Raw genomic sequence first — 11,240 nt, 5'->3', positions numbered from 1 at the left:
GAATGCGCCGCTTACTTCGCGGCGCGCTCCTTCTCGATCAGGTGATCGGCGACCTGCAGGGTCTGCTCCGGACCACCCGAGGAGCTGATGTCGAAACGGTATTTGCCGTTGACCACCATGGTCGGTACGCCGGTGATCTGGTAGGCCATGGCCAGTTTCTTGGCCTTCTCCATCTGGCCCTTCACGGCGAAGGAGTTGAAGGTCTTGAGGAAGGCGTCCTTGTCTACGCCCTGGGTGGCGAGGAACTCGGCCATTTCCTCGGGAGTCGCAAGCTTCTTGCCTTCCTTGTGGATGGCGTCGAATACGGCTTTGTGGACCTGTTGCTCGACCTTCATGGTCTCCAGGGTGATGAACAGCTGGCCATGGACGTTCCACAGGCCGCCGAACATGGCGGGAATGCGTACGAAGTTGACGTCTGCCGGCAGCTTCGCGGACCAGGGATTGATGGTCGGCTCGAACTGGTAGCAGTGCGGGCAGCCGTACCAGAACAGCTCAACCACCTCGATCTTGCCGGGAACGGACACCGGTACCGGGCTGCTCAGCTCGACATACTGTTTGCCGGCCTCGATCTCATCGGCCTGGACGGCAGTCATGCCCAGCAGGCTCGCGCCAGCAAGAACGGCGGAAAGAATCAGGTTACGCATGCTTCACTCCTTGACGGTTTAAGGTGCCGCGGTGGCCAGAAATTCGACCTGCGGCCGTACAGCGGGTTCCGGCCATTGTAGTGGAGCCGGGAACGAAAAAGGGTGGCCTTGGCCACCCTCGTTCATGTTCCGGACAACGGACCTCAGTGCAGGCCCTGGATGTACGTCGACACCGCTTCGATGTCCTTGTTGCTCAGCTTGGCCGCGATGGCGCGCATGATCTGGCTGTCGCCGTCGTTGGTGCGCTCGCCTTCGCGGAAGGCGGTCAGCTGCTTGGCAATGTACTGGGCGTGCTGGCCACCCAGGTGCGGGAAGCCGGCAGCGGCGTTGCCGGCGCCGTCGGGACCATGGCAGCCAGTGCAGGCAGGCATGCCGGTTTCCAGGTTGCCGCCGCGGAAGAGCGCCTGGCCGCGATCGACCAGCTTCGGATCGGCCGCGCCCACGCTGCCGTGCTGGCTGGCGAAGTAGGCGGCGATGTCAGCCAGGTCCTGGTCGCTGAGGTTGTTCAGCAGGCCGGTCATTTCCAGCACGGTACGGTTACCGGCCTTGATGTCCTTCAGCTGCTTGAGCAGGTAGCGTTCGCCCTGGCCAGCCAGTTTCGGGAAGTTCGGGGCGGCACTGTTGCCATCCGGACCATGGCAGGCACCGCAAACGGCAGCTTTGGCCTGGCCAGCCTTGGCGTCACCTGCGGCGTGGGCCATGCCGGTGATGCCCAGGGTCAACAGCAGACTCACGATCAGTTTGTTCATCAGCTAATCCAACTACGGCTAAAGGGTAAAGGTGTATTGCGCCGGGCTACTTTATTGGCTCATCCACTGGATGACGGCCTTGTAGTCCTCGGCACTGCAATCCATGCACAGGCCTTTCGGCGGCATGGCGTTCAAACCAGTGGTGACGCTCTGCACCAGCGTGTCCATGCCCTTGGCCAGACGCGGTTCCCAGGCAGCCTTGTCGCCTTTCTTCGGCGCCATCGGCAGCTGGCCACTATGGCAGGCACCGCAAGCCCGGTTGAAAACCGCTTCTGCATCCTGGACCGCTTGCGCGGCGAAGGGCATCACCGCAAGGCTCGCGGCGAGCAGCAATTTCTTCATGATCAACCTCATCAGAGGGCATTGCCGCGCGTTCTTTCGTGCGTCGGTCACTGCCGTGGACACTAGACCCTGGGGGATAAAGCGCACACTAAATCTGCGGCATTATATACTGGCGATGCTTAAACGGAAACGAAACAGCCTCCTGCGACACCGAGTCGCACCCCTGGACACCGCATGTCAATCAAGAACCCGATCCTCGGTCTGTGCCAACAGGCCCGTTTTCTCATCAGTGCTGCCAAAGTCGACCAGTGCCCGCCGGATGCCGGCCTGGAAGTGGCGTTCGCCGGGCGTTCCAACGCCGGCAAGTCGAGCGCGCTGAACACCCTGACCCACGCCAGCCTGGCGCGTACCTCCAAGACCCCGGGCCGCACCCAGCTGCTGAACTTCTTCTCCCTGGATGAAGATCGCCGCCTGGTGGACCTGCCCGGCTACGGCTACGCCAAGGTGCCGATCCCGCTCAAGCAGCACTGGCAGCATCACCTGGAGGCCTACCTCAGCAGCCGCGAAAGCCTCGCCGGCCTGGTGCTGATGATGGACATCCGCCATCCGCTGACCGACTTCGACCGGCTGATGCTGGACTGGTCGACCGCCAGCAACATGCCCATGCACATCCTGCTGACCAAGGCGGACAAGCTGGCCTTCGGCGCGTCGAAGAACGCCCTGCTCAAGGTTCGCCAGGAGATCCGCAAGGGTTGGGGCGATGACGTGAGCATCCAGCTGTTCTCGGCGCCAAAGCGCCAGGGCATCGAGGAAGCCCACGCGGTGCTCGCGCACTGGCTGCAGCTGGATCTGCAGGACGACGAAGAGCAGGACGACGCCTGAATTCCAGGCAAAAAAAACCCCGGACTTCGTATGGGGAGGGGGAAGTTCGGGGTCTAAGTCTGAACCGCTAGGGCGGGGTCCAGATATCTGCCAACACTAAACACAGCAAAAGGAGCATCGAAAGGCTTCACCAGCCATTCAGTTGTGTGACCACCCCGTCCTACAGAAAGTTCAGAACTAATTTTCAAACAGTTCGCTATCAGAGAAATCTTGTTTATTCGATTTCCAGCCAAGCGACTGTTGCGGGGCTGATACAGCCCCGCGCCAAGGCGCACTCAGTGCGCCTCGTCCCAGTTGTCGCCCGTCCCCACTTCCACCACCAATGGCACATCCAGCTCGGCGGCGCCGCTCATCAGCGGGCGGATCTTCGCGGAAACTTCCTCGACCAGATCCTCGCGTACCTCCAGTACCAGTTCGTCGTGCACCTGGAGGATGACGCGGGCATCCAGGCCGCTGTCCTGCAGCCAGTTGTCCACCGCCACCATGGCCCGCTTCATGATGTCCGCCGCCGTGCCTTGCATGGGGGCGTTGATCGCGGTGCGCTCGGCGCCCTTGCGCATGGCCTGGTTCTTCGAGTGGATCTCCGGCAGGTACAGGCGGCGGCCGAACAGGGTCTCGACGAAGCCCTGCTGCCCAGCCTGCTCACGGGTGCGTTCCATGTAGGCCAGCACGCCCGGGTAGCGCGCGAAATAGCGATCGATGTAGGCCTGGGCCTCCTTGCGCTCGACACCGATCTGCTTGGCCAGGCCAAAGGCGCTCATGCCGTAGATCAGGCCGAAGTTGATCGCCTTGGCGCTGCGGCGCTGGTTGTTGCTGACCTCGTCCAGCGGCACGCCGAACACCTCGGAAGCCGTGGCGCGGTGCACGTCGCGGTCGTGGCGGAAGGCATCCAGCAGGCCTTCGTCCTTGGCCAGGTGGGCCATGATGCGCAGCTCGATCTGCGAGTAGTCCGCCGCCAGCAGCTTGTAGCCCTTGGGTGCTACGAAGGCCTGGCGGATGCGCCGGCCCTCGGCGGTGCGGATCGGGATGTTCTGCAGGTTCGGGTCGGTGGAGGACAGGCGCCCGGTGGCGGCCACGGCCTGGTGGTAGGAGGTGTGGATGCGCCCGGTGCGCGGATTGATCTGCCCCGGCAGCTTGTCGGTGTAGGTGCTCTTGAGCTTGCTCAGGGAGCGGTACTGCATGATCACCTTGGGCAGCTCGAAGTCCTGTTCCGCGAGGTCGGCGAGCACGTTCTCGGCGGTGGAGGGCTGGCCGGTGGCGGTCTTGGCCAGCACCGGCAGGCCGAGTTTTTCGTAGAGGATGGCGCCGAGCTGCTTGGGCGAGCCCAGGTTGAATTCCTGTCCGGCCAGGTCATAGGCCTGGCGCTCCAGCTCCACCATCTTCTCGCCCAGCTCCAGGCTCTGCTGGCCCAGCAGCTTGCCGTCGACGTAGGCGCCATTGCGCTCGATACGCGCCAGTACCGGCACCAGCGGCATCTCGATTTCGCGCAGCACCTTGGCCAGCGACGGAATGGCTTCCAGCTTCTGCCACAGGGTCTGGTGCAGGCGCAGGGTGACGTCGGCGTCCTCGGCCGCATAGGGACCGGCCTGCTCGATGGCGATCTGGTCGAACGTCAGCTGCTTGGCACCCTTGCCGGCGATGTCCTCGAAACGGATGGTGCTGTGGCCGAGGTACTTCAGCGCCAGGCTGTCCATGTCGTGGCGGGTGGCGGTGGAGTCCAGCACGTAGGACTCGAGCATGGTGTCGAAGGCGATGCCCTGCACGGCGATCGGCGTCGAGGCGTTGGCCAGGACGTTCATGTCGTACTTGGCGTGCTGGCCGACCTTGGCCTTGGCCGGGTCTTCCAGCAGCGGCTGGAGGGCCTTGAGCACGGCGTCGCGATCCAGCTGCTCGGGCACGCCCATGTAGCTGTGGGCCAGGGGCACGTAGGCGGCCTCACCGGCCTCCACCGCAAAGGACACACCCACCACCTGCGCCTGTTGCGCATCGATGCTGGTGGTCTCGGTATCGAAGGCGAACAGCGGCGCGGCCGCCAGCTTCTTCAGCCAGGCGTCGAACCGCGCCTGCTCCAGTACGGTTTCGTAGCGCTTCTCGGCCTCGGCTTCGGCGGCCGGTGCCGCGTCCAGGGCGAGCTGCTCGCCGCCGGCCTTGGCCTGGCGCTGCAGGTCGTCCAGCCAGCTCTTGAATTCCAGGGTGCGGTACAGCTCGGCCAGGGCGTCGCGGTCCGCCTCGCCGGGGTACAGGGAATCGATCTCGACGTTCAACTCGACGTCGCACTTGATGGTGGCTAGCTTGTAGGACAGGTAGGCCATGTCCTTGTGCTCTTCGAGCTTGGCCGGCAGGCCCTTGGCACCACGGATCGGCAGCGCGGGTACCTTGTCCAGGTTGGCATAGAGTTCGTCGAGGCCGCCGCCGATGCCTTGCAGCAGGCCTAGCGCGGTCTTTTCGCCGACGCCGGGTACGCCGGGGATGTTGTCGACCTTGTCACCCATCAATGCCAGGTAGTCGATGATGTGTTCAGGACCGACACCGAATTTCTCCTTCACGCCATCCACATCCAGCGTGCTACCGGTCATGGTATTGACCAGCGTAATGTGCCCGTCGACCAGTTGCGCCATGTCCTTGTCGCCGGTGGAGATCACCACCGGACGGCTACCCGCGGCGCTCTGCCGGGCCAGGGTGCCGATCACGTCGTCGGCTTCCACCCCTTCCACACACAGCAGGGGCAGGCCGAGGGCGCGCACGCTGGCATGCAGCGGCTCGACCTGGACCCGGAGCTCGTCCGGCATGGAAGGACGATTGGCCTTGTACTCGGCGAACATCTCATCACGGAAGGTGCCACCCTTGGCATCGAAGACCACCGCGAAGGGGCTGTCCGGGTACTGCCGGCGCAGGCTTTTCAGCATGTTCAGCACGCCCTTGACCGCCCCCGTGGGCAGGCCCGCCGATGTGGTCAGCGGCGGCAGTGCATGGAAGGCGCGGTACAGGTAGGAGGATCCGTCCACAAGGACGAGGGGAGCTTGGCTCATGCTTGAAATCAACCTTTATTCGCCGGACCCGAAGTAGAATGGACCGATCAATGACGAGAAGGAGCAAGGTTACCATGCGCGCACTGAACCGCCTGTTGCTGGCCAGCCTGCTGGCATCGATTCCAGTCGTCGCGTTCGCCGCGGACGAACCTTCCGGGGAACCGGACGTCACCATCCGCCAGGAAGGCGACAGGACCATCCAGGAATACCGCGTCAACGGTTTCCTCTATGCCATCAAGGTCACACCGCGACGCGGCGTACCCTACTTCCTGGTACGCGCCGACGGCGAAAGCAACTTCATCCGCTCCGACCAACCCGACATGCTCATCCCGGCCTGGCGAATCTTCAGCTGGTAGCGCACACGCAACCCCGTAACAAGGTAGTCCAATGTCTGTATTCACCCCTCTTGAGCGCCAGGAACTGGAAGTTTTTCTCGCCCCCTACGGACTGGGTCGACTGAAGGATTTCCAGGGCATTGCCGAAGGCTCCGAGAACAGCAACTTCTTCGTGAGCCTGGAAGGGGGGGAGTTCGTACTGACCCTGGTGGAGCGCGGCCCGAGCCACGACCTGCCGTTCTTCATCGACCTGCTCGACGTGCTCCACGATGCCGACCTGCCGGTGCCGTTCGCCCTGCGCACCGAGGGAGGCGAAGCCCTGCGCGAACTGGCCGGCAAGCCGGCGTTGCTGCAACCGCGCCTGCCGGGCAAGCATGTGCAGCAGCCCAACGCCCACCACTGCGCGGAAGTCGGCAACCTGCTGGCGCGCCTGCACCTGGCTACTCGCGAACGGGTGCTGGAGCGCAAGAGCGATCGGGGCCTGGACTGGATGCTGCGCGAAGGGCCGGCCCTGGCCCTGCAACTGGACGACACGGCATTGCCGCTGCTGCGCGACGCGCTGAAGGAAATCGGCGAGGTGAAGGAACGCTTCCTGGCCCTGCCACGGGCCAACCTGCACGCCGACCTGTTCAAGGACAACGCGCTATTCGACGGTCCGCATTTCTCCGGGCTGATCGACTTCTACAACGCCTGCTCCGGTCCCATGCTCTATGACCTGGCGATCTGCCTGAACGACTGGTGCTCGGATGAACAGGGCCACCTCGACGCCCCGCTCGCCCGCGCCCTGCTCGGCGCCTATTGCGCACGGCGCCCGTTCACCGCAGCCGAGGCCGAGCTCTGGCCGGCGGCCCTGCGCATCGCCTGCGTACGCTTCTGGCTGTCACGGCTGATCGCCGCCAATGCCTTCGCCGGGCAGGACGTGCTGATCCACGATCCCTATGTGTTCCAGGCACGACTGGCGCACCGGCAGAAGGTCGAGGTCGGGTTGCCGTTTGCGCTTTGACCCGGGCATGCATCCGTAGCTCTTCATGTAGGGGCGAATTCATTCGCCAAGCAGACCGCAGGTCTGCCCTGAGGGATTGTCGGGACAGCTGCGCCGTCCTTGGCGAATGAATTCGCCCCTACCGGATTCTTTGCCCCCCGGACTGACCATCCGTGGCTGGTCGTTCGCCGGGGCAACGCATGCTTTTGCGTCGCAAAGATCAGCTTGATCGCAGACATCCCTGTCGTTACTCCGTGCCCAGGTTCAACCCCGGCCCGGCCATCCATGGCCGGTCGTTCGCCGGGGCGAAGCATGCTTCGCCTTATCCGGCTCACCCACATTTCGAATGGCCGCAGTTGAGGCAGGTGGCGCAGCCGTCCATCTGCACCACCGCCTGGGTGTTGCACTTGCCGCAGAGCTGGGCGCCGGGGGGGGAAGCCTTCGCCGGGTTCGGCGGTGGTGGTGCCCAGGCTGGCTTCGTAGGCGGCGCGCTTTTCGGCGAGGTAGAGCTTGTGCTCCTCGTCCAGTTTCTGGCCTTCCATCAGGCCGATGGCCACCAGGTGCCGTTCCAGTACCGCACCGATTTCCGCCACCAACGACGGCATGTAGATGCCGCCGCGCTTGAGGTAGCCGCCGCGCGGGTCGAACACGGCCTTCAGCTCTTCCACCAGGAAGGTGCAGTCGCCACCCTTGCGAAACACCGCCGACATGATGCGGGTGAGGGCGACGATCCACTGGAAATGCTCCATGCCCTTGGAGTTGATGAAGATCTCGAAGGGCCGGCGCTGCTCGAAGGCCGTGCCGGGGTTGAGCACGATGTCGTTGATGGTCACGTAGAGCGCGTGCTCGAACAACGGCGACTTTATCTTGTAGGTGGCACCCACCAGGGTCTCGGGACGTTGCAGCGTCTCGTCCATCTGCACCACGGCGGCCGCTTCCTCGGCGGCCTTGCGGGCCTTCTCCTGATCCAGGTCGACCAGGCTGAAACCCTTGATCTTCTTCTCGATCTTGATGGTCATGGGCCACTCCCACAGCTCAGTACTTGCCGTAATAGCCTTCTTTGAGGGCGTCGAACAGGTTGGCGGCGGTGTGCACCTCGCCGTCGTACTCCACTTCCTCGTTGCCGCGCAGTTCCACCAGGCTGCCGTCCTCCAGCTCGAAGCGGTAGACGGTCTTCTCCAGGTCCGACTCCTTCACCAGCACGCCCTGGAAGGCGGCCGGGTTGAAGCGGAAGGTGGTGCAGCCCTTGAGCCCCTGGGTCCAGGCGCGCAGGTAGATGTCCTTGAAGTCCTCGAAGGGAAAATCGGTGGGCACGTTGGCGGTCTTGGAGATGGAGGAATCGATCCACTTCTGCGCCGCCGCCTGCATGTCCACGTGTTCGGCCGGGCTGATGTCGTCGGCGCTGACGAAGTAGTCCGGCAGGCGCTGGGCCTGGAGTTCGGCGCCGGGCCGTGCCTGGCTGTTGACCAGGGCGCGGTAGGCCAGCAGCTCGTAGCTGCACACCTCGATCTTCTCCTTGGTCTTGCGCCCGGGGCGGATCAGGTTGCGCGAGTACTGGTGGGCGTAGCTCGGCTCGATGCCGTTGGAGGCGTTGTTGGCCAGGCTCAGGCTGATGGTGCCGGTGGGCGCGATGGAGCTGTGGTGGGTGAAGCGCGCGCCCACCTCGGCAAGCTCGGCCACCAGCTCCGGCGCATGCTCGGCGATGCGCTGCATGTAGCGGGAATAGCGGGCGTGAAGGATGCGGCCAGGCACCCGGTCGCCGACCCGGTAGCCGTCGTCGACCATCTCGGGACGCTTGCGCAGCATGGCGGCGGTGACCTCGTAGTCCTCGCCGAGAATGGGTGCCGGGCCCTTTTCCCGCGCCAGCTCCAGGGCCACCTGCCAACCGGCCAGGGCCATTTCCCGCGCCACCTCCTCGGTGAAGACGCAGGCCTCGGTGCTGCCATAACGCAGCCTGAGCAGCGCCAGGGCCGAGCCGAGACCGAGGAAGCCCATGCCATGACGGCGCTTGCCGAGGATCTCCTCCCGTTGTCGCGCCAGGGGCAGGCCGTTGATCTCCACCACGTTGTCGAGCATGCGGGTGAACACCCGCACCACGGCGCGGAAGCGTTCCCAGTCGAAATGCGCGTCCTCGCCGAAGGGTTCCTCGACGAAGGCAGTGAGGTTGATCGAGCCGAGCAGGCAGGAGCCATAGGGGGGCAACGGCTGTTCGCCACAGGGGTTGGTGGCGCGGATCGCCTCGCACCACCAGTTGTTGTTCATCTCGTTGACCCGGTCGATGAGGATGAAGCCCGGCTCGGCGAAATCGTAGGTGGACACCATGATCATGTCCCACAGGTGCCGGGCCTGGACGCGGCCATAGACCTTGCAGGCCACCAGGCCGTCCTCGCGGACGATATAGCCTTCGTGCACGGGCCAGTCGCGCCAGATCACCTGGGCCGGGTCATGGAAGTCGAGCTCGTCGCGCTCCTTGGGGTGCACCGGGTACAGCAGCGGCCACTCGGTGTCGTTCTCCACGGCATGCATGAAGGCATCGCTGACCAGCAGGCTGAGATTGAACTGGCGCAGGCGGCCGTCCTCGCGCTTGGCCCGGATGAAGTCGCGCACGTCCGGGTGGCAGACGTCGAACGTGCCCATCTGCGCACCACGGCGGCCACCGGCGGAGCTCACGGTGAAGCACATCTTGTCGTAGATATCCATGAACGACAGCGGGCCGCTGGTTTGCGCCCCGGCCCCGGATACATAGGCGCCGCGCGGGCGCAGGGTGCTGAATTCGTAACCGACGCCGCAGCCGGCCTTGAGGGTCAGCCCGGCTTCGTGAACCTTGCCGAGGATGTCGTCCATGGCATCGAGGATGGTGCCGGAGACGGTGCAGTTGATGGTCGAGGTGGCCGGTTTGAAATCCTGGGCACCGGCGTTGGAGATGATCCGCCCGGCGGGAATGGCGCCGTTGCGCAGCGCCCAGAGGAAGCGCTCGTACCAGTGCTCGCGCGCCGCGGCATCGACCTCCACCTCGGCCAGGGCGCGGGCGACGCGCTGCCAGGTGGCGTCCGGGCTGAGGTCGACCGGGGTGCCGTCCTTGCGCTTGAGGCGGTACTTGCTGTCCCAGATGTCCTCCGACGCCGCCTGCAAGGCGATGCCGTGGTTACCCTGGACCTGCTTGGGTGTTCCCGTCCTGGCCATCCGCTGCCCTCCTTCGATGAAGAGTCCAGACTAGTCTGACCACGAATGCCGGCCGCTGATCCACATCAAGACGGCCCGCGGCCCCTCTCTCACCTTAGCAGGCGGCGCTGGTTGCTCCCGTAGGTTGGTGCTGAGCCAGCGAAGCCCAACAATCCCGGCACCATGGCTTTGGGCCTCGCTTCGCTCGGCACCAACCTACAAAAGCGGGTCAGAGCGCCTCCAGGCAGCCCGCCAGGCCATCGCCGAGGTTCTGCAGCAGGGTCTCGTAACCCGTGGCCGTCACCGGCGCCTGCATGCCCAGGGCATCCAGCTCGGCCAGGCGCACCGGCAGGCCGGCGGTCAGGGTTTCAGCCAGGCGCGGGCGCACCGGCGGCTCGCTGAACACGCAGCTGGGGCCTGCCTTCTGCAGCCGCTCGCGCATGGCGGCGACATGGCGGGCGCCGGGCTGCACTTCGCTGGCCACGCTGAACACCCCGGCGTGGCGCAGGCCATAGGCCGCCTCGAAGTAATCGAAGGCCTCGTGGAAGACGAAGAAGGGCTTGCCGGCCACGCCGGCCATGCGCGCCTTGAGGCGCGCGTCGAGCTGGTCGAGACGACCCTCGAAGGCTTTCAGGTTGGCCTGGTAGCGGGCGGCATTGGCGGGGTCGACCTGGCTCAGGTCGGCGGCCATGCGCGCGGCGATTACCCGGGCGTTGGCCGGCAGCAGCCAGAGATGGGCGTCCAGGGAGCCAGGGCGGTGGTCGTGATCGTGCTCATGGTCGTCATGGCCGGCTTCCTCGTGCTCGTCGTGCAGCGCCTCGAAGTGGCGCAGCTGCATGCCGGGTTCGTCCTGCAAGGCCAGGCTGGGCTTGTCGCGGCCTTGCAGCACGCGGGGCAGGAAGCCTTCCAGGTCAGGGCCGACCCAGTAGAACAGGTCGGCCTCACGCACCCGCCGTACGTCCGAGGGACGCAGCGCGTACTGGTGGGGCGAGGCGCCAGGCGGCAGCAGCACATCGGGCTGGCCGACGCCGTCCTGCACCGCGGCGGCAACCAGTTGCAGCGGCTTGATGCTCGTGAGCAGGCGCACCTCGGCCTGGGCCGACAGGGTGAGCGCACTAAGGAAAAGGCTGACGAATAGACGGAACACAGGCACAGACTCTAGGGGAAAAGAGTTA

At 64.9% G+C, this 11,240-nt stretch carries 9 protein-coding genes and 1 pseudogene; 3 read left to right on the top strand and 7 right to left on the bottom strand.

The genetic code is table 11. The features are described from left to right. Positions 1–11: 11 nt before the first annotated feature. From PCA10_RS00385 to PCA10_RS00375, 3 genes are all read right to left on the bottom strand, one after another. Positions 12–644 (bottom strand): thiol:disulfide interchange protein DsbA/DsbL, encoded by a 633-nt coding sequence (locus PCA10_RS00385; protein WP_016490021.1) that lies wholly within the window; start codon positions 642–644, stop codon positions 12–14. 143 nt (positions 645–787) lie between these two features. Further along, positions 788–1,393, bottom strand: coding sequence for a c-type cytochrome (locus PCA10_RS00380; protein WP_016490020.1), 606 nt, complete (start codon positions 1,391–1,393; stop codon positions 788–790). Between the two features lie 51 nt (positions 1,394–1,444). Next, complete coding sequence (locus PCA10_RS00375; protein WP_016490019.1) at positions 1,445–1,735, bottom strand: c-type cytochrome; 291 nt, start codon at positions 1,733–1,735, stop codon at positions 1,445–1,447. 174 nt (positions 1,736–1,909) lie between these two features. Between PCA10_RS00375 and yihA the strand changes: the two genes are divergently transcribed. Continuing rightward, positions 1,910–2,557, top strand: coding sequence for a ribosome biogenesis GTP-binding protein YihA/YsxC (yihA, locus tag PCA10_RS00370; RefSeq protein ID WP_016490018.1), 648 nt, complete (start codon positions 1,910–1,912; stop codon positions 2,555–2,557). 275 nt (positions 2,558–2,832) lie between these two features. Here the strand turns inward: yihA and polA are convergent, their stop codons facing one another. After that, positions 2,833–5,586, bottom strand: coding sequence for a DNA polymerase I (polA, locus tag PCA10_RS00365; protein WP_041770068.1), 2,754 nt, complete (start codon positions 5,584–5,586; stop codon positions 2,833–2,835). Positions 5,587–5,660: 74 nt separating this feature from the next. On the opposite strand from polA, the gene PCA10_RS00360 reads away from it, so the two are divergent. Then, entirely contained in the window at positions 5,661–5,942 is a 282-nt protein-coding gene (locus tag PCA10_RS00360; RefSeq protein ID WP_016490016.1) for a DUF2782 domain-containing protein, read from the top strand. Positions 5,943–5,973: 31 nt separating this feature from the next. Next, on the top strand, positions 5,974–6,924 hold the full coding sequence (locus tag PCA10_RS00355) for a homoserine kinase (protein WP_016490015.1): 951 nt from the start codon (positions 5,974–5,976) through the stop codon (positions 6,922–6,924). A gap of 310 nt (positions 6,925–7,234) precedes the next feature. On the opposite strand, the pseudogene PCA10_RS00350 reads toward PCA10_RS00355, so the two are convergent. From PCA10_RS00350 to PCA10_RS00340, 3 genes and pseudogenes are all read right to left on the bottom strand, one after another. After that, a pseudogene (locus PCA10_RS00350) lies at positions 7,235–7,922 on the bottom strand (TSCPD domain-containing protein). Between the two features lie 16 nt (positions 7,923–7,938). Next, positions 7,939–10,086, bottom strand: coding sequence for an adenosylcobalamin-dependent ribonucleoside-diphosphate reductase (locus PCA10_RS00345; protein WP_016490013.1), 2,148 nt, complete (start codon positions 10,084–10,086; stop codon positions 7,939–7,941). Positions 10,087–10,294: 208 nt separating this feature from the next. Continuing rightward, positions 10,295–11,212, bottom strand: coding sequence for a zinc ABC transporter substrate-binding protein (locus tag PCA10_RS00340; RefSeq protein WP_016490012.1), 918 nt, complete (start codon positions 11,210–11,212; stop codon positions 10,295–10,297). Positions 11,213–11,240 lie beyond the last annotated feature (28 nt).

It is taken from the genome of Pseudomonas resinovorans NBRC 106553 (assembly GCF_000412695.1).
GTDB lineage: Bacteria > Pseudomonadota > Gammaproteobacteria > Pseudomonadales > Pseudomonadaceae > Metapseudomonas > Metapseudomonas resinovorans_A.
The sequence above is the reverse complement of the archived record's forward strand: the minus strand, read 5'-3'. Positions and strand labels throughout refer to the sequence as shown.